The organism is bacterium (genome assembly GCA_013360195.1).
Taxonomy (GTDB): domain Bacteria; phylum Electryoneota; class RPQS01; order RPQS01; family RPQS01; genus JABWCQ01.
In genome coordinates this window covers 22,420-47,265 of sequence record JABWCQ010000006.1, presented here as the reverse complement: position 1 = coordinate 47,265, position 24,846 = coordinate 22,420, and the positions used below count along the sequence as shown (strand labels likewise).

General features: G+C 49.0%; 15 protein-coding genes. 3 read left to right on the top strand and 12 right to left on the bottom strand.

The features are described from left to right. Positions 1-61 precede the first annotated feature (61 nt). The 12 genes from HUU59_05965 to HUU59_05910 form a co-directional block, all read right to left on the bottom strand. Positions 62-1,837 (bottom strand): MFS transporter, encoded by a 1,776-nt coding sequence (locus tag HUU59_05965; GenBank protein ID NUO18978.1) that lies wholly within the window; start codon positions 1,835-1,837, stop codon positions 62-64. 767 nt (positions 1,838-2,604) lie between these two features. Continuing rightward, complete coding sequence (locus tag HUU59_05960; GenBank protein ID NUO18977.1) at positions 2,605-6,243, bottom strand: T9SS type A sorting domain-containing protein; 3,639 nt, start codon at positions 6,241-6,243, stop codon at positions 2,605-2,607. Positions 6,244-6,256: 13 nt separating this feature from the next. Beyond that, complete coding sequence (locus HUU59_05955; GenBank protein NUO18976.1) at positions 6,257-7,714, bottom strand: T9SS type A sorting domain-containing protein; 1,458 nt, start codon at positions 7,712-7,714, stop codon at positions 6,257-6,259. Between the two features lie 186 nt (positions 7,715-7,900). Continuing rightward, positions 7,901-11,794: a right-handed parallel beta-helix repeat-containing protein gene (locus HUU59_05950; GenBank protein NUO18975.1), complete on the bottom strand. Its 3,894-nt coding sequence runs from the start codon at positions 11,792-11,794 to the stop codon at positions 7,901-7,903. Beyond that, on the bottom strand, positions 11,785-13,980 hold the full coding sequence (locus HUU59_05945) for a hypothetical protein (protein ID NUO18974.1): 2,196 nt from the start codon (positions 13,978-13,980) through the stop codon (positions 11,785-11,787). The genes HUU59_05950 and HUU59_05945 overlap by 10 nt, the downstream gene beginning before the upstream one ends. Before the next feature lie 88 nt (positions 13,981-14,068). Next, entirely contained in the window at positions 14,069-15,565 is a 1,497-nt protein-coding gene (locus HUU59_05940) for an FG-GAP repeat protein (protein ID NUO18973.1), read from the bottom strand. After that, positions 15,562-15,954 carry a hypothetical protein gene (locus tag HUU59_05935; protein ID NUO18972.1) on the bottom strand — a complete coding sequence of 131 codons (393 nt, stop codon included), beginning with the start codon at positions 15,952-15,954 and terminating at the stop codon, positions 15,562-15,564. The genes HUU59_05940 and HUU59_05935 overlap by 4 nt, the downstream gene beginning before the upstream one ends. Positions 15,955-15,974: 20 nt before the next feature. Further along, a complete protein-coding gene (locus HUU59_05930; GenBank protein ID NUO18971.1) occupies positions 15,975-16,706 on the bottom strand; it encodes an FG-GAP repeat protein in 732 nt (243 codons plus the stop codon). Continuing rightward, positions 16,703-17,485, bottom strand: coding sequence for a hypothetical protein (locus HUU59_05925; GenBank protein ID NUO18970.1), 783 nt, complete (start codon positions 17,483-17,485; stop codon positions 16,703-16,705). Before HUU59_05925 ends, HUU59_05930 begins: the two co-directional genes overlap by 4 nt. A 22-nt stretch (positions 17,486-17,507) precedes the next feature. Next, positions 17,508-17,933: a hypothetical protein gene (locus HUU59_05920; GenBank protein NUO18969.1), complete on the bottom strand. Its 426-nt coding sequence runs from the start codon at positions 17,931-17,933 to the stop codon at positions 17,508-17,510. Between the two features lie 20 nt (positions 17,934-17,953). Next, on the bottom strand, positions 17,954-19,045 hold the full coding sequence (locus tag HUU59_05915) for an FG-GAP repeat protein (protein ID NUO18968.1): 1,092 nt from the start codon (positions 19,043-19,045) through the stop codon (positions 17,954-17,956). A 25-nt stretch (positions 19,046-19,070) separates the two neighbouring features. Next, positions 19,071-19,484 carry a hypothetical protein gene (locus HUU59_05910; protein NUO18967.1) on the bottom strand — a complete coding sequence of 138 codons (414 nt, stop codon included), beginning with the start codon at positions 19,482-19,484 and terminating at the stop codon, positions 19,071-19,073. Positions 19,485-21,049: 1,565 nt separating this feature from the next. Between HUU59_05910 and HUU59_05905 the strand changes: the two genes are divergently transcribed. From HUU59_05905 to HUU59_05895, 3 genes are read left to right on the top strand one after another with little or no spacing between them, the layout of a single operon-like run. Further along, complete coding sequence (locus tag HUU59_05905) at positions 21,050-21,343, top strand: hypothetical protein (GenBank protein NUO18966.1); 294 nt, start codon at positions 21,050-21,052, stop codon at positions 21,341-21,343. Between the two features lie 2 nt (positions 21,344-21,345). Further along, a complete protein-coding gene (locus HUU59_05900; GenBank protein NUO18965.1) occupies positions 21,346-21,624 on the top strand; it encodes a hypothetical protein in 279 nt (92 codons plus the stop codon). Continuing rightward, positions 21,578-24,496 (top strand): hypothetical protein, encoded by a 2,919-nt coding sequence (locus tag HUU59_05895; GenBank protein ID NUO18964.1) that lies wholly within the window; start codon positions 21,578-21,580, stop codon positions 24,494-24,496. The genes HUU59_05900 and HUU59_05895 overlap by 47 nt, the downstream gene beginning before the upstream one ends. Positions 24,497-24,846 lie beyond the last annotated feature (350 nt).

The window sequence follows — 24,846 nt, the reverse complement described above, 5'->3', positions numbered from 1 at the left end:
ACCAGCGTAAACGACAAAAGCCCGGGTTTTTGCCCGGGCTTTTCTTTGGAATTCTTACCGCTTATTCTGGATTCCCCTTCTTGAGAATCAGCTTGTCATAAAGCACAAGTATCAGCGCAGTCAGCAGGGCAAGTCCGCCGAATATCATCCACATAAGGTCAGGCCTTCCTTGATCGCGTGCAAGCGAACCGTACAATTCTCCTGACAATCTTCCGCCAAAGATGTTTCCTAATGCGATTGTCCAGAAGTAGAAACCCATGTACATCGCGACCTTTTGCTGAGGAGCAATGCGGCCGACATACTCCTGACTTTTGGGTGAAGCAATCATTTCGCCAAATGCAAAGATCGTAATCGCCAAGGTGACCAGCCATCCGGTGGATAGCCACGCACTCATGCCAATTCCAACCGCCGACACGATGATGCCCACTACCATGACAGAAAGCGGCGGGAAGAATCCTATCAGGAATGATACAAGCACTTGGAATACGACAATGGCGCCGGCGTCAATATTTATGATGTACTCAGGATTCACCTGGCGGTACCTTTCCGCCCACGTGTGCGCCAATGTCTTCATTGCGGTACTGTCAGCGCTCACTTTGCCGTCAGGCGTTTTCGTCATCGCCAGTGAGGCAAGTGAACTCCGAATGTCGCTCTCCGGCACTCTCACCTTGAAGTCAAACAGGGTTCTCCGAAACTTCTTGACGAGACTGTCGGAAAGTACAATAGTTCCGGCGGAACCGGCGTGATCTGCCGCAAATATTCCTATTTCACTTGCAAGCAAGTCTTCGTTCACTGCGGCAAACTCCCGTGCGAAATCCTCTCCGACCCAATTTCTCGCCGTTTTCACCATATCACTCGTGTCAACGAAGTCACGAATGTATTCCGGCATCGTCAGAAAGATCTGATTGAACGATGTCCAGAAACCTGACAGAATCAGCAAGTAAAGCGCAAACTTCCAATTGCCAAGTTTAAGTGGCTGCAACAACCACGAACCGACTGTAGCTGTCTTTGCGCGCGCGCGCAGGGGAATGTCAAGCAATATGTTCAACCCGACCCAAATTGCGCTGATGAGCAGCATCTGATTCCAGCTAATATATCGTCCCGAAACTGCAAGCAAAGTCAGAAGCACAAATATCAGCAGGAAGAATCTACCGTTGCCAAGGACCTCAACAATACCTGCCAATACTTGTTTTATACTACGCTTCTGACCGCTTGTCGCTTCGGTCGTCGGTTCCTTATAGAACAGGAGCAGCCAAATGAAGTTGCAGGCAATCCAGAATGAGGATGCAATGAACACCCAATCCCAACCATAGCGTACCCGGACAATTCCGGCAACAATCGGCCCGATGAACCCGCCGATGTTGACCATCATATAAAAGATGCCGAACCCCATAGAGGAGTTCGTCTCGTCCGTCGTTCTCGCTACCGTACCGACAACAACAGGCTTGAAAATCGCCGCTCCAACCGCAACAAACAGAAACGCCATAAAGAACGTTCCGAACGAGTGAAACTGCCCAAGGAGGTAATAAGCCGGAACCAGCAGTGTGTAGGCGGCAATAAAGGTCTTCTTGTATCCGAACCTATCGCCCAGAGCTCCGAATACAACCGGCAAGAGATACAAAATAAACGGGACAATACCTTGCAGCATACCGCGCTGCTCGGAGCTAAAGCCAAGCGCGCCCTCCGCTTTTGACCCGGTGATATAAAGCGTTGAAACGGCAAAGAAGCCATACCAGGCCAGCCGCTCAAAGATTTCCATCGTGTTTGCTACCCAGAAACTTTGTGGGAGCTTGGAGCGCGGTTTACGTGCGCCGATGGCAGGAGAAGAAGGATTCATGAGGGTGTCTCTTGAGGAGGGTAGTTTGGACTGAGTTGAACCCGAAGGTTCAAAGTTGCTCGCTACTCGCCCGGCTGTGCAGCTGGGCGAGCGCTAATACCTTTGAAAATAACAATATTACGATTCTCTGTCAAGCTTCTTTGGGCGTATCGGCAGTCCGAGCGCCAGGGAATCAGATTGCCCGTGAGCGACCAAATCCCCTCAGACAAAGTCAGCCGGATCTCGTCCGGTTGCAGCCCAAAGTAACCGCCCTGTTCTGGACAAGAGAACACGAGATATCCCAAGAGAGATATCGCAGTTCAGAATCAACCTGCTCGAATGGGTTATCTCAGGCCGTGTGAACATCCAAAAGACAAAGCCCCTGACATCTTAATGTCAAGGGCTAAGTCATCTGCGGAGAGAGGGGGATTCGAACCCCCGATACGGTTTCCCGTATGCACGCCTTCCAACGGTCTCAAAACTCCTTATTTACAAGCGCTTCAAAACGTTGACGAGACGACTTTAGGCGTTTTGTCGGAGCGAGAGCGTGCGGAGAAGTAGTAGAAATTCGGAGTGAATCAAGCGATTTGATTCGGAATTTCACGATTGAACGGGACGACACCGAACAGCGTCAAGGAGTAACTTCGGACAACCAAACATTAATTGCGCCACGCCACAGACGCTAACTCTGCTGATGCATTTATGTAGCTTGCACTATCCGGCAGTAGTTCCTCGTAACCTGAAAGGTGCGTATGCCGACGCGTACCAACAAGAGCTTTAAGCATAAACTATCTCAACAACATCATTTTCTTCGCATCCTGGAACGAACCTGCCTTCAGTTGGTAGATGTACAGCCCGGTTGCGACGTCTGCTCCGGCGCTTGACTTGCCGTCCCATGTGGTTACATGATGTCCAGCAGGCATCAACGCGTCGTGTACGACGGCGACTTCCTGACCCAGCGTGTTAAACACCTTCAGCGTCACGCGAACAGCCTCCGGCAAGTCATACTCGATCTGTGTTGTCGGATTGAAGGGATTCGGATAATTCTGCGCAAGCGAAAACTCGGTAGGCACACTCGAGGTCTCACGCGATTCATCAACCGCCGGATTCAGTTGCGCAAAGAGATCGCGTTCAATCCGCAATGCTTCACTGTCATCGCTTGCTCGCAGTGCCGTCGGAATTAACTCTGTTGCGGACATCCCGTCGAGCGAACCGCCGCCTTCTCCCGCGCCAAGCTGCAGCCCGACCAAATCCATCGCCACATAGATTGAGTCTTCGTACGTCAAGCCGCTTGACAGAAGCGCGGCACATGTCATAATCGCGTCGTCGTATTCGTTGCGGTTTTGATACAAGCTCGTGCGCAAGCGTTCACCCAGCACACGGCTTTCATATGAGTCTTCCAGTTCGATCATGTCATCCAGCAATTCGCCGAACCACGCCGCGCCGCCAAGAGTAAACGACTCGCACACCACCACATGTGTCAGAGCAAACCAGCGTTGCGAAGATTCACTCGTGTTCCCGGCGACGTAGCGGAACAGCTCCTGCGCGGCCGCGTAGTCCTCGGCTTCTTCAAAGGCCAAGGCGTCCAGCAATACGGAGTCGAACTCATTGTCATCCAGCCTGTCGTCTTCTCCCCGCGCCAACGGGCCGTCATGATAAGAGTCTCCGCCTACTCCTCCGCCGGCGCCACCGCACACTTCCCATGCCGTATTCTGCCACGGATCGAAATCCCATAGCGTTGCTGTTGTTGGCGTGAACAAGTTGTTGGAGACCGGAGGACTCCAATACTGCTCGGTGCAGGGATACGTCGTCGCGCCGGGGTTATTCCGCAAGAAGAATCTTCCCGCCTGCATGTTCTGAATCCAGTCGTTCTTCCCGCCATTGGTTTCGATTTGATACGGGCTGTAGGAATCCACGACAGGCAAGTTAATCGAGCCCGTCATGGTCAAGAGATACGCGCTGCTGTCCGTAATCACGTTGCTAACTCCGTTTCCTCCGGTAAACCCTTCCGCCCCGAACGTCGGCATCGTTCCCGTCACGCAGTATATTGTGGTCGGATAGTTGCCGTTCAATGGCGCGAGGTTTGTGAATTCGCAGCAGCGGAAGTTCGGTGTGTTCGGAATGGTATTGAAGAAGACGGCGTAATTCTCCGTACGGTCGCGGAACGTGCACGCTCTGAAACTGCCAGTCACCTTCTTGATATAGGAGTTCACCCAGTCACAATCTTCGATCGTCACGCTGTCGAAGTCAACTTTGCAGTTGTAGAGATACATGCCGGCATTCTGCATATCAGGATTGGCCGAGTGAACGCGCGTATTTTTGACATACTGGCTGAAGCTATTCTGATTCCAAATCAGAAGGCCCGCCGCGCCGAGATCAAGCGTCGAGCAGTCAATATCCACGTGATCAAGCGAACACAGTGAATCTGAGCCGTCAACGAAGAGTCCGTATTCCCAAGTGTCGCGGATATTCACATGCTTCAAGTTCGCGTTAGCCGTTTCAATCTTGAGTCCGGGCCAAGTTTCACCCGGCGTTTTCGCCGCAAACGTCACCGGCTGAGCAGTGGTCCCGTTGGCGATAATGGTTCCATATACTGTAAATGATGCATCAGACTCAACCAACACCAACGTTCCTGGATCGAGCGTCAAGGTTGAACGATAAGGCACACTAAAGTCATCACGCACGATCACTCGTCCGCTCCAGCGCGCGGTGTCGGCAATCTGCTCCCCGCTGGCTGAATTGGCGTACAGTCCGGAGTGCTTGCTTCCGTTAAGAAGTCCATTCCATTGGTCCCGCCGCGAATCATATGTTGCGTCTTCATACGTGAATGCGTGAATTATGCCCGAAGTGTAATCTGCGTCGGCAGTTGCAATCAACTCCGGATGACCGTCTTGATTTAAATCTGTCCATGTAGCAGCCCCAAGATAAATACTGCCTGCTCCGCTCGGTATCTGAATGCTAAGGTCATTTCCTTCCGCATCGTTTAGTTTCAAAACCTGAATATTGCTATTCGCACCAGCCCCGACCCGAGTCACAAAGTCAAGAGCGCCGTTCGTACTTGTTGAGAAAATTGCCGGAGCGTAGCCAACGCCCAGCACAGCCTCTGTCGCATTAAAAGTCTTTGGCCAACCGCGAAAAGGATCATTGGCCTGTACAAACACAAACTGATTCTGATCCCATCGCAACCACTGCATGCGCAGAATCGTATCATTCCGTGTGGGAATATAGATGTCAAGGTGATCCGATTCCGTGGGGCCGTCGGCTATGGCCATTATGTCACGCTGGCTGAAGATGAAGCCCTCGGGTAGATCAATATATTGAACATCGTTTGTGGATCCGTCAAAAATAGCCACTTGCTGCGAACTCATGTCAGCCGGATCGTCCAGAATTATGAAAGCCGCGTCCAGCGAGCCGTCGCCAATGATATCTCCGAGAATTGGCCCGGGGTAACCCAGAATTCCGCCCGGAATGGTAGACTCCATGATATATTTGTCCGTCAAAACCACATTGTGGATTCTTTGCCCGTTGTAATACTCAACAATAACCAGTTTCGCAAAACCATTAGGCGATGCATCAGGGAGTAACGCAACAATGTCCGAAACTCCGTCGTGCTCACGAATGTCGCCTAATGCAACGGTCGATTCATTTATTGTAGGCAGACCCCAATCGGTACTCCGATGGCAGAAGCCAAAACTGAAGAATGTATTGGTCCAAGCTTGGCTCTGGACGTTGTAGGTAAACACAACGATTGCATTGCTCCACGATGTACCGCCTGTAACAAAATAGTCTATCCAACCTTCCTGCTGGCGGCCTATAAACACAATATCATCCAATCCATCACCTGTAACATCGGCAACCGCAGGTTGGGCGAATTTTGCCTCACTTGTGAAATCCAGTCTGGTTGGTGTGGGATTTCCGATCTCGTATAGTAACACTTTTGATATCACATGCGAACAAATCGTGGGAGGGTTTACCAGACCCGGATGCCCGCATGTAAAATTTCTATAAGGGCATCTCAACTGTTCCACCGGATTACCCGAAGTATACTGCGTCACTTTCCACGCGCCAACGGCAATTTCCATAATCCCATCGCCGTCACCGTCAAGCACGGCCGGCGAATGACTGAATCTCAGGGTATCGTTGTCAAGGTCGGTTGGCATATCAAATGTATATTCCGGTGTTGCTGGATTTAGAGGGTCATAGACCAAGATTTGATTGCTCCGCCCATCCGCAGGTGAAATGTCGGATAACACTATGATCTCGAGCTGCGGATCGCTGTCCACATTGGCAATAACCGGTCCGCGTTCTCTGAGAATTCCCACGGAGACGTCCGTCCGATCATAACTAATTGGAAAATTCAGAAACTCTTCCTGCGCAAAAGCACTCGTCATTATGCAGAGAATTAACCATACTTTAAGCGATTTCATAATACTCCCTTAATCATTTTACCAAAATAATGCGCGACTTAAATTCTTGGGTTTGAGTTGAAAGCGAAAGCAAATACATGCCTGTGGGCAGAGCCAAAGGCAGTTGCACGCCGTAAGGTCCCGAATTGGACACTGGAGGGAGTGTCGAATCGAAAACTCTTTGGCCGAGAAGATTGTAAATGGTCAGACTTTTCTCTCCTTGTAGTTGAAATGGAATGTCGAAGAAAAAGGAGCCGTGATTGGGTTGGGGATAAACCTCAATTGAATGCTGGAATGAATTAGAAGGTGGAGACCCCACGGCGAGAGGTTCGTTCGGGCCCGGTATGTGTAACATGGCAATCTGCCCGATCTGATCGATCATAATGAACCCAGGTATCCAGTATCCTCCGTCCCGCCATTGGCCATAGCGATTACCCGATAAGGCGAAATTCGGAGGCGTAATAAGTGTCGGACCCGACCCGATTTCACCGCCCGTCGTGAAGCAGACTCGCTTCAAACCGACCTCGGGCAACGTTTGCCCCCACATGTACAAAAGGCTGTCTGTGCCGATAGGGATAAGCCGTGTCTGACCAACCCCATAAGGGAACGAGTCAATGACCGCCGTCTGAATTGGCAGCCCATTCCGTGGATCGAATTGGTAGTACAAGCCCGGCCCGTCGTTGTAAATCACATAGTGAAACGAGCCATATGAGTCAATTGCAAAGGCCTGTGGACCGAAGCCCGGGGAGTAGCTGAGCAGTGTGAGTTCTTCGATGCGAGGCGGCGGCCAGAGACGAATCGTGAACATACTATCACTATTAGCATCATACTTCCGGCAAGTCGTCCATACGGAACCATCCGGCGCAGCAGCCAAAGTAGCGCCGTAGACGGACTGGAGGGGTTCTACCAAGTTCCCATCCACATCTACGGCAAAGAAATGATCCCCGAGTCCCACCCAGATTTCACCTGCCGTATTCTCGACTATATGATAGTTCCCTGCGTCCACCCGATTGATTGTGAATCTGTTCTGAGTGAAGATCAGGGGTTCTTGCAAAAACGTACCCTCAAGCGACATACGAACATAAATTACCTGTTGTGTCCTGTCCGAGTCGTCGAATCGCCTGCGCCAAACGACATGCATTCTGCCTTGGCTGTCAATAAGACCACCGCAGTTCGTGAAATCTGTCAAATGCGTATCCGGAAGCAACTCGCGTGGCTCCGCTAACGGCCGTCCCCAGTTATCAAATACATAGTGTGTAAGAGTGTTCGGGTCCCAAGGCGCGGGCCACGGTTCTCGCGAAAGCGAGGTGAAAATGTGAATTCGATTGAGGCTGTCCACCAAGAACTGAATTCCTCCAGTTCGAAGTAGCCCGTCTGTTAACTGGATTGGTGTCTGCCAATCTTGTCCGTGCGCAGTTTGCATCGCACCCACCAAAAACAAAACAGCAAGCCCGATCAGGTTCGCTGTAACTGATTTGATTCGCCGAGTCATCGTACCCACCAATATCCTACTGGACTTTGATATCACTTGAAAATGGTCGTTTGATTTGTTTCTTGGCACAATAATTCTTCCTTCAACATGAGAATGTAATTGATCAACGACTCCATGAATAGCAAACCGGTCGGCACGAGCCTTTCGCCTAGTTGCATGGGGCCCGCACCAACTTGTCCCTAACTCCTATCTAATCAGTACCATCTTCTTCGCATCTGTAAAGTTGGGTGTCTTAATCTGATAAACATACACGCCAGAAGCAACACTCAATCCGCCAGCATTCTTGCCGTCCCAAAGCACTCTGAACGCACCAGCTGTACGAACATCGTCAACCAAAGTAACAACTTCTTGACCGAGGATGTTGAATATCTTCAGTTCAACTCGGATCGCTTCAGGTAAGTCAAACCGTATCTCAGTACTTGGGTTGAAAGGATTCGGATAGTTTTGGTACAAGGCGTATGATGTCGGAATTGCAGACCCATAATCCTCGACACCAAGGGTAGGATCATCCAGCCGTTCTGCCAAGAAAAGCGAACGTCGCACGAGATCGTAGGGGTCAGTGACTTGTAATTGCTCGTGCTTCGGTTTCAAGCTACCAGATTGGTGATAGTCACAATAAATCTGCATGGCATCGAGCATAGCCAACACAGAATCAAGTGGTGATTTTGCATCATCCATCATCTCTTCAAGACCGGACAAGGCTTCACCCGGCTTGCCTTCGAGTGCCAATGCCTGATAAGACAACCGTTGCGCAAGGTTTCGTAAAGATCTATTCTTTGTTTCCGTGGCAAAGTCACGTAAGAACTTGCTCGATGTGTAACCGGCATCATTTAGACTGGCCGCACCTGCGATTATACCTAATACAGCAGGAATGAACTCTGAACCACGATTCTCGGTCACAAACTGTATCGCGGCCTGTTTTGCGTTCCTTGATTTGTCTTCGCGAAGCACTCGCCATTGCGATAACTCTCGATGGTGAGTTACGGACCGTTCGACGCTGGCCTGCTTGTGCGTTGGGGAATGCTTGCTTTCAAATGAACCGGACGATCTCTTTATAGCCGATTTGCTTGCATCTTTCTCTTGTACTGTCTTCGAAGTGAAGTTATGTGGCGCCGCAAGCGACGTGGCCTCAGCGTCTTCATCGTCTGTCGACATCGTTCCCGAAATCTCGTCATCCTCTCCAACCACTAACCACGTTCCACCTCCGATCGAAGATGTTCCCGCCTCGCCGCAAGACACGAAGTCGGCAAGCGATGAGTCCACTGTCCATTTGGAGGGCGTATGCGGCCACAGGTAGTCATGAAAGTCCGGATCATCCGGCATTGAAGGATTCCAAGTGTTCCACGTGATATCCCACGTGTCGTTTGTGTCTCCTGACTGAACGTAGTAACCCTCATCCAGTATTTCTAAGAAGTTTTCGCCGTTCTCCAAGTCCACATAGGATGGATCCGACGACTTCACAAGCGATCCCGTGCTGTCTGAGAAGCTATTGTGTCCACCCACAAGGTCATAGACAACACCAAGCGTCCAAAGTTCTGGTAATGTATCACCGTTGCTCTCGATCGTACAGCACTCCAAGCGCGCACTTCCGCCCGCCGAAGATGCTCCATAGATCCCTGCTTTTGCGCCATTCTTGATTGTGCAATTCCTGATCACAACGTCGTTAGCAAACCCGTGATAAATACCTACACCGTCATTTTCGTCGAACACGCAGTCTTCGACCAGAAATCCGTCCGCTTTGAGAATGACCAGACCCGCGCCAAAACCCGAGTAAAGACCCGCGTTGCCACCCATGTATGAAAGGGTGCAGCCGCGCATGTAGCTTGTCGTATCCGTGGCTTTCACCATGACACCTTCATCAAACCAGGAGAACGTGCATGAGTCGGCTTGGAACGTCGCACGGCGTAAACCGTTTAGGTATCCCGTGATATCCTGCGTTTGGTTCACAAAACCATTACCGTAGAAGTCTGCGTTCAGAAGTTTCACAAAGCCACGTTCGGAGAAGATATTCTTTGTACCCGTAGAATCTTCCCAATGCAACATGACACGGTTCTCCGCTTCACCTAGCACGTACAGCTTGCCTTTAGCCTTTGTTGTGTCGGTACCATAGACTTTAACTGCACCCAGATTGGCAAACTCAATGACAGGATTGCTGTACCCTGGATGCGGCAGTATAGTGAGCACGCCATCCCCACGCACGTTAATCACGCTGTCCACTCGCGTCGGCGCATACATCACAACGCTGTCCGTGATCTCGTACTGAGTCCAGACAAACCGCTGCCCAAGAATCTGATCCAGTGAATCGAGGAATTCGCCTAACTCTTCGACCGTCAGACCATCAACCGTGTCTTCCTCTTCCTCTCGCATATCCACCAGCAAGTGCCCTGCTTGCCCGTCAATTCTCCTGTAAATATCGCTCCCTGCGCTGTCAATCACTTGTTGATAGATGATCTTCGCACTGTCGGTATTGGACAATCCTTCCGCAAGCGTGAGCGCGATACCCAGCTTAAGTGCGTGGCGCGTCTCGGTATCCATTGCCGTGTCCAGCACGGCATCAAGATAGTTCAATGTCGTCGTGGCACTCGTACCGCCAAGATAGTTCACAGTCAGCAAACGAGTGATTGCCGGTACTTTCGGACACGATGAAGCTGTCGAGGCCAATGCATTCTGATAGGAAGACTCTGCGCTGAGATAGTCCTCCGACAATTCTTCAATCAAACCAGAATTGATGCAAGGATTGTCCTCCGGCTGGCTGCCAACATATGGACAAAAATCCGGCGTGTCTGCAAGCGCAGGCGTAAATACCGGATAAACCATTGGGTCACTCGACAAGGAGGCAACATGGTTCTGGATGAGAGCTTGCGTTGTATCGCCGCGCCAATAGTTATTCTGCCATGGTGCAAAGTTAATCTCATCAAAACCTAACCAGATGCCTACTGAATCTACTTGGATGTGTTTTTCGTCGTAGAATACGTTTTGGCCTTCGTCCGCCCAAACGAACATCGGGCCGTCAAGTTGCAACTCCGTGAATCGATTGTCGGCAAACCAGTTCCCGCCAAAGCGAGCTTCGGTATTGGTGGTATCCACATCGGCAAGGATAGCGGAGCCACCTATCGCCTCAAAACCAAATCCTCCGTTCCCTACTATCTTGCAGCACTTCAGCCACGTATCCGAAAGAAATGTTCGAAGGCCGCTGTGCTTTCGTTCATAGTTTCCACCTTCGACATTGACTTCTTCAAGATCGACAGTGCAACCGTTTGACACCATAACTCCATGTCTAGTTGAAGACTGGACATTTGAGTCCCAACCACGAATCACCGACCCGTTGAATCCGACAATCCCATAGTAGTTCTTCTCAAAACTGCAATCGCTAAAGCGCACTTCACGACGACCGGTCGAATAGACGCCTACATTGTTGTCAATGAATTTGCAACCCACCAGTGAATCTACTTGGCTGGGAGATGTTGACTTCAAGCCGTAATCGGCGCGAGTAATGGTGGTGTACTTCAATGTGACCGCACCGCCGGAGCCGTTCGCCGGTACAGTTATCCCGGCCCATCTGTAATCGCCGCCTTTCGCGCATTTTATGATGATTTGCGTGGTGTCGTTGCCCAGAATCGCAAGTTTGTTGCTCCCGCTGTCCGGCTCAACCAGTTTGATCCCTTTCCCCGGCGCAAACAAAATCTCTAATGAATCCTTCCACTTGTCAATGATTTGATTCCCTTTGATAATCTGGTACCGCTGTAACGCCGTATCCGGCATAATTGTTAAGGTTGCACCATCCAAGATGATGTTGCGGTTGTAGTAAGCCGGAGCTTTTAGTGTAACAGTGTCGCTTAGGACAAGATCGGTTGTGTCAGGTCGGAAGAAGTGAATTAGCTCGGCTTCCCCGGGGGCAAGTGTTACAAAAATCATCGCATCGTTATCATCATTTGGGTCACCAAAGCTGGCCGAGCCTTTCTCTTGTTGAAGGAGTTTCTCGTAGTCATAGGCGCTACATGGCGACGAAAGGCCGTCAATCCAAAGACATACATTGGTTGTCTCAGATTCCAACGCTCGCCGGTTAACAACTAAAACCAATAGTCCTCGTCCACTCCTTGCATTCCCGGAGACATGAAGCGTGAAACCTGAACATAATTTGAATCGGCTCCGTAGTCGGATGTGAATTCACCACTATTAAATTGTCCCCATTCTCCTGGAGAAGAGAATATTCTTTTCAAATAACAAAAGCGAGGTGGGTTCTCTCCGGCTTCAGTATAGAAATAGTCGGCCTGCGTTGGAGCACCGGTTGAGGTTGGGTAATTGGTCTCAAACGCACGACTCGCATACGTTCTAACAAAATCCAATGCCTCCAGTGTCGGAGCGATTTCGTGCACATCTTGTATGGCTTCCTTGGCCGCGCTGTATTGCGGCGTTCTGATAACGTGCTTTGGTGAACAAAAGTCATCGGAAGTCCCATATTCTAGCAGTCCACCAATTGCAGTTTGTGGTTGCGATGTTGTATCATTCACGATCGTACCCCAATACCACATGAATCCGTCCGCATCGAGCGCTGCAGACATCCACACAACAAGCTTTATTTCGTTAGGGCTTGGAATTCTATCGACGCAATCTATTGAATCACAGTTCATATTCCTTGGCCCATCACCTCGTGACTCAAGAAGTACCCAGAACTTTACGCCTCGCTCATGCGCGTGCTCGATTTCAAAGGCAAGTGGAGCGCGATATGCGCTATCGCTCGGTTGGTCTATGCCATAGAGAGCTTCAAGCGGCGCACGTCCCCAAATATCGTAGTCAAACGCACACTGAATGGACTTCTTCCCGTCGTACTTCTGTGAGGTCGAGCAATTTGTTGTCTGTTGAAACGTCAAATATGGAGAATCCGAATTGGGATCCGTGGACAGACCTTTCGGGAGCATTTGTTCGAAAGTAAATCCTTCTTCTGTTGCTCGCGGCACGCAAGTACTGTCTGCCTGATAGGGGTACAATTCTGTCATGACCACTTCCACATTCGTGTTCTCGTATGCAAGTGCTTCATAGAAATGATCGCGTGGTCCCGTACCAATCAGATTAGTTTCCCACCCATTAAAAAAGCAAGCTTCGCCCGCTCGCTCTTTTACAATTCGTGCTACGCGTGCCATCGGGCCGTCCATGTTTGGATTCCACTCGTCGAAGTACCAGCCTGTGAAACGGTCACCTGCTGACTCCTTAACATCTATGAACTTCTGTGCAATCAGTTGTTCATAGTATTCGCTTGAATCAGACTCAAACATTTGATGATAAGCTTCATCTGATACGCCGATGTCATACACACTAAACGGGAGTTCACCAGTCGTCGTGATCATAATGCGGTATTCGAATCCGCCGTCCCACCGTGTCCCCCAGTGTACCCATGACTCATTTGGGTAGTAACCAACTGAATGGCCGGGGCCAGCCCATGAATCGGTCGTAACCGGCGTGTCATCAGATACATCTGTATAGAAAGTCAAGTCCTCGGCTGTTAACCAGTACTTTTTCGTGCCAAAGAAATCCAAAGGATGACCGAAATCATCGGAGAAAAGGGGTTCCGGCCCGAAGCGGACCCAGCGTGCACCTTGAGACCACATAGAAGGAAATTTGTCTTCAAATCCGCGCATGCTTCCAAAAAAACGGAGATCACCGATGTGAATGTTTTCTTCGACAGTGCTGTCCACTTTGGCTCGAATGGTCGTGACAAAAGTCAGGGGTTCACAATCCCCTTCCCTGCACCAACCCCACCAATCGTTATACGGATCCCCAAACTTCTTTGCCGGACGGAAAAGCGTGTCCGTTGTGTCAAGGGCGGGAATACTAAGAATTGTTCCAAATACACCAGCGGCAATTTGAGCCGCTGCGGTATCCGTTTCGCTACCCCAACTACCTACCCCAAAGACCGGAGAGAAATATGTTGTGTCCGATGTGCTTGCAATGGCTGCATCGCGATGCTGAGCTTCAAAATAGCGATAGGTTTGGTTGTTTCGATAGTCATTAAACACCTTGAGGGATGTACCGGCCAACATGCTGTCATAGTTCAACCCATAGTCGTAGAATACACATAGGTTGGTTATTCCCAATTCATCAAACCATCGCAGCGCTTCAGCATTGTTCGCTACGTTTGAAATCCAAGTCGCTCGGTCGTCATTGCCTTCACAATCACCGTAGGTAAATCCGGTTCTAGTCAGGTTGACTTTGAGCGTGGAGTAAGGATCATAGTACGCGCTGACGTCAAACGCGTATGCGTGTTCCATCGTTAGAAGACAACTAATACAAAGAAACGTGATTTGCGTGATTTGAATTAGTCCAGGCGCTTGCATAACAAACTCTCCTTTTTTGCTTCTATTTAAGCACAACGAGCTTCTGCGACAACATGTTGTTCGCCGTGTAAACCTGAACAACATATTGTCCGCTGGAAAGGTTTGAAACGTTATATGAATAACGTGTCTGCTGACTTGCTTGTATCGGGAAAGCGTCCACTCGTTGGCCCAAGATGTTGTACACCACGACGCCCAATGGACCTGTTGGTGATGGATTGCTAATGGACAATGTCACCATACTGTTTGCTGGATTTGGATATAGGGTTAGCGAGATCGCGACCGGTATGGGGGACCCAATTCTCCCAATAGAAACGACGTACGTTGTATCACCTGCAAAGATCACGACGCGGCCTCTTCGCCCGTCGTTATCAGTGTTTACACAACCCACAGCGAAGTCATCCAGCCCGTCTCCATTCACATCCCCAAGCGATTCTGCTGAAAATATTCCCACCAAATTCAACGGCGGGGCCCGGCCAGCTATCTGAAGAATTGGATTAGGATTCACCCAAGTACTGCCAAGATATAACGCAAAATGCCCCCAACCGTTGTTGCAAGAAGTGCTTAAAACGACAACATCGTCATAGCCATCGCCGTTGAAGTCTCCAGCGCTCTCCGCCGCACTTGTGCCTCCACCAGTACAAAGGAAATTTACGGTAGCATCTTCTTCTTCGGGGATGAAGTCGCCACCGAAAAACACATGACACTGTGTTGTGCCAAGAGTAACAATGTCTTTCCTGCCATCACCGTTCAAATCTGCGGACATGGTCCCGCCTGGCACTGAAACGTTCCACTGACGCGCAATTGTGTCCGGAACTGAGGAGCCGAAAAATATCCCCCCCCCCGGTGTGTCCGGTCCATGAGTGATGAAATCGTCAAACCCATCCCCGTTGAGGTCGCCATTCGTTAAAATCGGCAAACAGTTCTGCGGGCTTTGTGCATGCTTCACCCAATCCGGAATCGTATCCCAATTCGCCGAACCGAAAAAAATATCCGTGCGGTCTATGGTGGGGGTATAACGGTAAATGTCGGAATGTCCATCCCCATTGAAATCGCCAAGAGGCTGAACCCAAACATCAAGCGGACGAGCGTCAAGAACGTAATCATTATTCATGTCTGCATCTGGGCCTCCCAGAAAAATGTGAATAATTTGACTGTCTGGCGCAGACACAAAACTTAAGGTCAATTGCCAATCAATGTATCCATCCCCATTGACGTCCCCGATTGCGGCTCCACCGTAGCGTAGAAATACATCTGGATTACGAATAAACGACATATAGGGGACTGTCTCAGGCGGATTGCCTCCATGAAACAACAGAAAACGAGCTTCATTTTCAGGGAGCTCATTGTACTCCCCGTTTGCGCTGACAGCCCAATCATCAAACCCATCGTTGTTCTGATCGCCCATCGCCCAAATGAGATACCCAAATTGTGCATGGTTCCCGTCGCCTGAACGGTCCCAGATAACTTCTTGAGCGGGCAATGCGCTTGTAAAGATCAATAAGAAGAGCAGAAGCTTCATTGCTGAGTCCATTCTTGGTTAACTTTGCCGAAACCAATTCGATAGTCGTTGAACACCTTTAACGACGTCCCTGCCAACATGCTGTCATAGTTCAACCCATAGTCATAGTAAACACACAGGTTGGTCAGGCCGAGCTCCTCATACCACCGCAGCACCTCTGAGTTATTGGCAATATTTCCAAGCCACTGAAGGTGATCGTTTTCATCAACAACGTTGTTCGAGTTACAATCGCCTAAATTGAAACCACCTTTCCGGGTGTGAACGCGAACAACGGAGTAGGGGTCATAATATGCACTGACGTCAAAGGCAAGCGCGGAATCAAAGCTATGAATGACAAGGAGCAAAAATCCGACGCTTAAACAAATCTTAGCGTAACTTTGCCGTTTCATGAGATATTCCCTTTAATAAGTTACTTTAAGACAACCAATTTTTGTGTTGTGAAATTCGTGTTCGTATAAGCTTGGACAATGTAATGTCCGCTGGCGAGACGTGAGGTGTTGTATAAATATCGTGTTTGCAGATTTGCGTTTAATATGATTCTGTCCACCGTTTGGCCCAAGAGATTGTACACAATCACGCCCAACGGACCGGAATTTATTTGTGATGAGATGTCAAAAGTCGCAACGCCGTTGACGGGGTTCGGGTAAATGGACAGCGACAACTGATCAGGAACTGCCGGTCCGACTTTACCAATAGGAACGATGTAAGTTGTGTCTCCCGCAAAAATCACGACGCGGCCTCTTCGACCATCGTTATTAGTGTTTACACAACCCACAGCAAAATCATCAACACCGTCGCCGTTGACGTCACCTAACGGCTCCGACGTAAATATCCCGACTAAGTTTAACGGCGGGTCACGGCCCTCGATTTGAAACACCGGATTCGGATTCACCCACGGACTGCCTAAGTACAGAGCCATCTTGCCCCAGCTATTATTGCAAGTTTGGCTAATCAAGATAATGTCATCATACCTATCATGGTTAAAGTCGCCAACACTTTGGATTTCCTGCACCGCGCCATCCGGACAGCCCGGAAAATTAAGCACCGCATCGGGAGTATCTGGTACAATATCCTGGCCAAAGAAAACTCGTGCACCGGCTGTTAAACGCGTTACAATATCATCCTTCCCGTCACCGTTCAAGTCAGCCGATATTGTACCGCCTTGCGCCGAATTATTCCACTGCTGGCGCGCAATTGTGTCCGGATTGGCAGAACCGAAATATATCCCCCCCCCGGACCATTGGGTCTAAGGCTAATAAAATCATCGAAGCCGTCACCGTTAATATCACCCCCAGTTGTGATAGGCAAACTGCTTTGATGACTTTCACTGTGCTTAACCCAATCCGGAATCGTGTCCCAATTTGCCGAACCAAAAAATACCTCCGTTCGATCTATTGTCAGACCTAAATAGTGATAAATATCGTCAAACCCGTCACCATTGAAATCACCTAACGGCTGCACCCATGAATCCAGCGGCCGTGTGTCTAAAACATAATCAGGAATCATATCTGCATCTGGGCCACCGAGGTAAATTCTCGTAAATTGACTATCAGATGCGCTAACAAAAGTGACACGAATTCCCCAATCAATATAACCGTCCCCATTAATGTCTCCGAGTGCCTGTCCACCGTAACGGATATTGATTGCTGGATCCCGAATGAAAGACATATACGGTTCGATCTCAGGCGGATTACCTCCGTGGAAGAGTAGAAAGCGAGCTTCATTTTGAGGAAGCTGGCCGTATTCCCCATTTGCGTTGACTGCCCAATCAGCAAACCCGTCGTTGTTCTGGTCACCGAGTGGATAAATCTGAATGCCAAACTGAGCATGGTTCCCATCACCCGAACGGTCCCAAAGGACATCCGGTTGGGCATTCGTAATAGTCGCAATGAAAAGTATAACTATAATGCTGTATCGCATGGCAGCTTTCTCCAGAGTGAACTTAAAACCAATAATAGCTATTATCAAGATCAAATGAATTATTGCGTGCTTCCACATAGCGATAGATGCCTGTGTGCATCCAATCGTTCATGACTTGGAAGGATCTCCCGGAAAGAACTCGGTCGTAGTCAAGCGTATCGTCGTAATACACGCACAGGTTGGTCAGGCCAAGCTCTTCGTACCACCGCAGCACCTCCGAGTTATTGGCAATATTTCCAAGCCACTGATTGCGTTCGTTTTCGTCGATAACGGCATCCGAGTTGCAATCGCCTAAATTGAAACCACCCTTCCGCGTGTGAACGCGAACCACCGAATACGGATCATAATATGCGCTGACGTCGAAGGCTTGCGCGGAATCAAAGCTATGAATGACAAGGAGCAAAAATCCGACGCTTAAACAAATCTTAGCGTAAATTTGCCGTTTCATGAGATATTCCCTTTAATAAGTTACTTTAAGACAACCAATTTCTGCGAAACAATATTTGAAAGCGATTGCGCTTGAATGATATAAATTCCTGACGCGAGTGCGCTCGCGTCATAAGCAAGACTTTGAGTTCCCGGAGCGAGCGTGAACCTGTTTACCGTTTGCCCAAGGAGGTTGAAGATCGCAAGCTCTGAAGGTTTTGAACCGAGCGGCTGTTCGATTCTGATTGTCGCAACGCCATTAACCGGATTGGGGTAGATGGACATGGAAAAATCCTGCGCAAGCGGCGGATGTTCGCTTGCGTCAATATGCAGCGTCGTATCCCCGGAAAGAATCACTACCCGTCCACGTCGGCCATCATTGATATCTCTTTGGCATCCAATTGCAAGATCGTCTATGCCATCACCGTTTACATCTCCAAGCCCAATCGCACGCCAAATCGGAACATTGTTAAAAGGCGGCGAACTCATTCCTTCAATCCGGAGCACGGGGTACGGATTTAACCAAGGGCCGCCCAAGTATAGCTGTAACGCGCCAAATCCATTGGCACAGGCATCTGAAGTCGCCACAAGGTCATCGTAGCCATCATTGTTGTAGTCACCGGCGCTTATTAGAGAACTTACAGTTCCTTCAGAACATCCGGGGAAATCAAGAACAAAAGTAGGAATAAAAGAGGGTGTTTGGCTACCCAAATGTACATCAATCGTTTGATATTGACCCACAGCTAAATCTGCAGAACCGTCACTATTTATGTCCACCGAAAGCGTCGCGGGAAAAGCAAAATTCCCAAACCATATCATGTCGGGAATCGTGTCGGGTATTGCGCTTCCCAAGTAGATATATGTGGAATCATTTTGCCCTACCACTCGTCGTGTCAAATAATCATCAAATCCGTCGCCGTTAAAATCACCAAAGACGTCAAAGCTAGGTCTACTGTTCCCTGAGCCAAGCGGCTCGCCTTGGTTGACAAGATCAACACTCATGTTCCAGTCACCATTACCAAAGTAAAAAAACGTCAGGTCCGTCTCGCGACTGTAGTAATAAACATCTGCACAGTCGTCACCATTGTGATCCCCCACACGACCGAGCCGATCAAGTGTTACCTCAAAAGGCATTCTTAGTATCGCTTCCGGAATGGTATCAGCACTCGCCCCCCCCCCCATAAAGCTCAAAGGTTGCACTGTCCAATCCAGGTATGAAATAACCAATGACCCAATCTATATATCCATCACCATTGAAATCTCCGATTGTAGTCAAATTGTACATATATGGCGCTTCAGCCCCTTCTCGTGGACGAAAAGTCAAATACGGCGTTTGTGATGGCGGGTTGCCGCCATAAAAGAAATTCAGTCGGTCATCAAGTCCTGATGGCTGATCGTTTGATCCACCTGAGAACACAGCCCAGTCGGCAAAACCATCATCATTCTGGTCGCCTAAGGGCAAGATCAGCCCCCCGAAATGTGCTTCGTTCCAATCCCCGTTCCGCACCCAAATGACTTCTTGGGCTTGGGCGAGACTTGCCCAGACCAGCACTCCGAACAATAATCCTATCATATCGAGTTTCCTCCTAAACAAAACCGCGAACCCCACCCGCTTCAAGAATTTGAATGCAGATAGAATTCGCGTCATAGTTGTGGTCTCCAAGGTTAGTTTCTCCGTCAGATCCCCAAGACCTGAACGGAAGATAGCAAACGGCCGGAAAGAAGTCAAGTTGTGCATATTTAACTCGATGTTAGATTCGCCGCCAGAAGCTGTGAAAAATCTTGCGCGCTTTCTGCAGTGTGACTCCAAAGTACTCACGCAATTGCACGACGCACCACAGTCAGCAATCAATGTAAGTGTTTCAAGGGTGCGACACAAGATTGCCACAGAATCTGTTAAATATGTGACTTTGTTGCACGAATCGCTAAGGAAATCGCACAAACAATAGCTTGCTCTTGCCTGCCCGTAATTCTCTGTGAAGATAGACAGATCTATTCGTAAACGATACTTCAAAGGTTGTTGTTGGAATCTGGATAAAATAATCGCTGGAGCGGCGGTCTGCATCGGGGACGTTGGCTGGCGAACGCAAGATGCTGGCTGAAATTCGGGCCCAGGCTTGTGCCGGATTCCCTTGTTAAACCGTGACTTACGGCCGGGCAATCCCGGATCTGACCAGTCAGTCCCGGTAAACCCATAAAAATCAACCCCCGGGATTCGGCCTGTGGGGCGTTGGCCGCCGACCGCCGTACGCTGCCGGACGATCGGCCGAAATTGAACATCAAATTTACAATCAGCTCTGTAGAATGAGAGACTAACTGGAGAGGAGAAGAAAGACGACTGACTGACATCTTGACTGCTTCTCACAGACAAGTCGGGCAAGCCCCACGCGCAGATCAGGGCATCAACCAAGGTCTTTGGGCAGGACAATGCGGGGAAGACTGGCAGGAACATCGAATCTAGTTTGACCGGTCGCGGTACTTTACAAATCGAAGTGTTTGATCGCTTTCATGTTCGCCAATGAAAACTTAAGGAACGGTGCGTGTCGAAAAATCGGCGGTGCCATTTTATCCGTGCAAATAAAATCGTCGATTCACTTTTTGGCATTCCGCCGAATAACCGCGAAAACCAATTAGATCACGATCGCAAAAAATTTTGATTTCTTGTCGATATAGGGGGTTTTGAAGGGTTAATCACTTGAAATTCGCCTTGCGGGACTTGCAATCCGTCCATGAATTTTGTATATTCTTAGTATGGAATTGGCAGTTCTACCGAATCGAAATTCCTAAAGAAATACGATCGAATCCCGGCGTTAAACTGAAAAATCAGAATAGCGCCAATACTATAGACGAACGACTAACGATTGAAAGCAGCACCAAAGGGTGCCTTTCAGTAAGTGACTTCGTCTGTATGGAATGATTCGAATGTAAATGCAATCAGAAACCTATCAGCCGAAGTCGCACAGACTCCGGCTTTTTTTATGCCGGTGAATTAACCCCTATATGGAGAATGCAAATATGAAAAAAACACAATTCCCCTGGTATGAACCCCAGGCAAAAGAAAACTACATCAACCAGTAGATTGACATCCTGGTAGCATCACTTCTAGACCGCAATGCACAGTTCTACCTTTATCGAAACATGGAAATCATGTATGTGGATGGCCAAGTCATCGACCTATTCCGAAAGAACGACGTGCTTGACTACCTGAAGCAGGTGAATTTACTTCCCGTAGCTTATGCGCGGGATGTGGTCGAACTATTTCGAACAAGAATCAATCCGTTATACACTGTGATTCCGCTTAGCGGGATCGGAACAGTTAACGGAATCAAGCAGCCGCGTCCGAAGATGACACGCTATCTTGGATCTGCGGAAATTATCTGGCTACAACAAGCCATTGAAAACAGCATGCTTTCACAAACACAAGGAGAGTAACAATGAAAACCAAAGACTTTGGAATTAGCTGCCTGCTGGCATCGCACAGATGCGAAATGATCGGGCACGAACTGGATGCACGCGGCCAAGTATGGATTGAATGGCGCGATACGGAGCTAACACGTAAGCTCGAACGCGACTTCTTCAGCGGAACCGCCAGTGTTAACTTAGCTGACTACTTAAGCAGCCAAAAACAAATCAAAACATTAATCTTTAACCTAAGGAGACAAGCATATGGTGACCAAGAATATGAATTACACAGAAGACCACTTAGTATTTAATCAGACTGAAAGCGCGTCGATGAATGGCGCACATATTAATAATATTACGTTTGAAATTACGTTATCTGTTTCAACACAAGAAGTAACTACAAAGGAAGAAGCGAAAAAGGTCATAGACTTTACGCAGCATACCTTTGTTGCAAGCCCTGATTCTGACGAACTGGCAGGTTTGTTTCAGACCCGCTTGTATTCTACAAACACTTGGGCTAGTGGATGTACTAATGATGCCTATGCTGGCATGACCGGAGTCACCTTGGATTTCGACCACGGGTTCACCATCGGCGAAGCACAGGATGCATTTCAAGATTTCAACTATATCCTTCACACCAGCAGAACACATCAGTTTGCTGAAGACGGCATTGCAGAAGACCGCTTTCGCCTGATACTTCCATTTGCACAAGGTTCATTAGCCTTCACTTCAGGTGATGAGGCGCGTAAGGTCTATAAGAAGTTGATGGAGCTTTACCCGCAGGCCGATAAGGCTTGCAGCAATCCCGGTCGTAAGTTCTTTCCCAGCACACGTGAACTAAACACACCATTCCTGTTGGATGTTCACGTCACAGGGAAGTACTATTCCGTTGACATCAGTAATGTGCCGGATGATGATGACGCAAGAAGTTCGGCCACGAAACCCTACAAGTGGGATGGCAAACTGCGCCCAAAATCAGGCTTATTGAAAGTTTTGGCTCACTGTCCTTTTGTGAAGTGGATGTCTGACCATATCAGCGATCCAAACGTCCGAATTCGGGAACCACTTAAATACGCCTTGATAACAAACCTCGCAAGGTTTCAAGGTGGCCGAGAAGCCATACATGACATCCTGAAACGCGATTGGCGCAAGAATAAGTACAACGAAGGCGTCGTGGATTCAAAGATAACAAACGCTTTGCAGAATGGTGGACCACAACGCTACGCTACGATTCGTGATTTGGGTTGGGAGGGTGAAGTTCCTGACTGGCCAGCATCACCCGCTGGTTGGGCTTGCTACGTCGACCTTGATGGGGTCCTAGGTAAACTGAAGTCAGTGAAAGGCAAGGAAAGAATGGACGCGTTGCGCGTTCACTTCATTGAAGACTTTCACTTGCTTGCATACCAACGGGCAGCGGACTGGTTAACGAAGTTATCGCAGGATTTACAGCTTGGGAAAGAACTGCTGGAACGCATGGCTTGTGATGCGATCAGTGATGCAGATCTGGAAGGCCGTGACTTAAAAGATGTACTAAAAGGCGCGGCAGGCCTTGGGGCATCACCAGAAGATCGTGGCCGAATCATCTATCGCTGGTTTATCAGCAATGGTGGTTTGGTGTATCGTGACCGAGACCACCGGGGTTACTGGATTTGGGAGGGAACAGTGTACGAACTTGGTAACAATCAACCTTTTCACACATTTGTCTGGCGCATCACAGGCCTAACGCATGAAGGTATCGAAAGTCGCAAAATCTGGGCAGCACTAAAAGCTGAAACTGATACCCAGGGCACCTATCTGAATTCGTTCAGTTGGATTCATACGGACGGCAACAGGAATACTATTCATGTTCATCTGAATTCCGAAGTCGACCGAATTCTGCGGATTGACCCATTAGGGGCAACTTTTGTTGAAAATGGGTCGAATGCGGACTCGATTCTGTTGGCACCTGCACCAAAGATGTCGCCTGTGGCATTAGTGCAATTGAACAGCACAGGATACCAAAATGCATTGCTTGAATATGACAACTTGGTCCTTCGCAATCTCGCGACGACAAGAAACAACCAACTTTTGGTCGGATGTTGGGCCATGACTTACCCGTTAATGGACTATGTCAAGACACTGCCGCACTTGCGCTTTGACGGTGTTTCATCATCGGGCAAAACCCGTGGTATGGAATTAATATCACAGTTCATCTACGGTGACAATCATTTGAAAAAGGCGACTGAAGCGGCGAACTACACAGACGGAGCTAGAAATCCGTTAGTATTACTGGACAACGTTGAAGTCGCCAACTTCAACCAAGGCCTAGGTGACTTTGTGCTGACCGCTGCTACGGGGATCACCAAAGAAAAGCGTGTGATTGGAACGGATCATGACACCGTATTGGAAAAAGTGCATTGCTTGGTTGCGACCAACGGTATTGAAAACCTGGGAAAGACCGAACATATTAACCGCACGCTGGCTATCAAATTTGACCGTTGGCAGCATCCGTCGCCGTACTGGTCTGAACGTGTTTATACGCGTATCGCTGCTGCCAGACCGCAGATGGTTTCCGCGCATATGTCACTCGTTAGTCGGGTTCTGGCAAAGATCGCCAGTGGCCGTTTAGAATGGTGGCAGGATTATCTGGAAGTGAACCACCCCGGGCACGCTAAAGACCGTTCAAATAGCTTCATTTCCTTGATGGCCTTGATTCTGGAAGAACTTCTGCCGGCTTTGGAACCGGCGTGTCAAGTTGAAGTCATCGTATCAGACTGGGTGAAAGTTCAAAACCAGCAGGGCAAAGAAGTGGCAATTGAATCAAATCAGATTGTTGGTTATTTGGAAGCAATTCTCGAAGATGCTTCGGCAAGCCCATTGGTTGTAGATGAAACATTCCGCAACTGGGGATATGAAGTGAAGGTAATCGGGCGCAAGGTTATCGGAACAGCATCACAACTACATCATACTTTTGGTGCCGTAGCGCGTCGCAAGGGGTTGAAGTACGAATATAAAGATGCGCGACAGCTGGCGATGCGTATCGCAGATACCGCAAAGACGCTTGCTGTTGGCGAAGCCACGGATGGTGTTGTAGTGACAAGAAACTTCTCGCTGAAGACCGAAAAAGACCGCACCAAAACAACAATCTACACCTTCGATTTTGACGGCGGGAGACCTGATGATTCGGATGCAGGTGACGAATAGTGCTTCCTGCACCCCACCTGCAGGGCAACCTGCAACCGTAAGTATATAAAATGTTGTATCTTAAGCGTAGATTGCAGGTATGCAGGAAGGGAAAAAGAAAAATGTAATGTATATAGGAACGGGGGAGGCTACCCCCCCCCTCCTATGAAGGGGGTGCATTTATTAGCACCTGCCCGCACCTGCACACCTGCAGTTTAAATCACAACAAAACAATTCTATTTTCGAAGAAGATCCCCAAAAAATGAAAACACCCAACCAAAACCCCCAAACAACAAGCCTGAAAGCCCTCGGATTTCGAAGACGAAAACCAGAACCCATCAAACCCGATGTCGACTACCCACGGCACGATG

What these genes read in the sequence shown, in the direction of transcription:
- HUU59_05940 (NUO18973.1), bottom strand. Translation starts at nt 15,565, where the DNA reads ATGAAGCTTCTGCTCTTCTTATTGATCTTTACAAGCGCATTGCCCGCT.
- HUU59_05955 (NUO18976.1), bottom strand. Translation starts at nt 7,714, where the DNA reads ATGACTCGGCGAATCAAATCAGTTACAGCGAACCTGATCGGGCTTGCT.
- HUU59_05935 (NUO18972.1), bottom strand. Translation starts at nt 15,954, where the DNA reads ATGAAACGGCAAAGTTACGCTAAGATTTGTTTAAGCGTCGGATTTTTG.
- HUU59_05965 (NUO18978.1), bottom strand. Translation starts at nt 1,837, where the DNA reads ATGAATCCTTCTTCTCCTGCCATCGGCGCACGTAAACCGCGCTCCAAG.
- HUU59_05920 (NUO18969.1), bottom strand. Translation starts at nt 17,933, where the DNA reads ATGAAACGGCAAATTTACGCTAAGATTTGTTTAAGCGTCGGATTTTTG.
- HUU59_05925 (NUO18970.1), bottom strand. Translation starts at nt 17,485, where the DNA reads ATGCGATACAGCATTATAGTTATACTTTTCATTGCGACTATTACGAAT.
- HUU59_05910 (NUO18967.1), bottom strand. Translation starts at nt 19,484, where the DNA reads ATGATAGGATTATTGTTCGGAGTGCTGGTCTGGGCAAGTCTCGCCCAA.
- HUU59_05900 (NUO18965.1), top strand. Translation starts at nt 21,346, where the DNA reads ATGAAAACCAAAGACTTTGGAATTAGCTGCCTGCTGGCATCGCACAGA.
- HUU59_05960 (NUO18977.1), bottom strand. Translation starts at nt 6,243, where the DNA reads ATGAAATCGCTTAAAGTATGGTTAATTCTCTGCATAATGACGAGTGCT.
- HUU59_05895 (NUO18964.1), top strand. Translation starts at nt 21,578, where the DNA reads ATGGTGACCAAGAATATGAATTACACAGAAGACCACTTAGTATTTAAT.
- HUU59_05915 (NUO18968.1), bottom strand. Translation starts at nt 19,045, where the DNA reads ATGCCTTTTGAGGTAACACTTGATCGGCTCGGTCGTGTGGGGGATCAC.
- HUU59_05905 (NUO18966.1), top strand. Translation starts at nt 21,050, where the DNA reads ATGGAAATCATGTATGTGGATGGCCAAGTCATCGACCTATTCCGAAAG.
- HUU59_05945 (NUO18974.1), bottom strand. Translation starts at nt 13,980, where the DNA reads ATGGAACACGCATACGCGTTTGACGTCAGCGCGTACTATGATCCTTAC.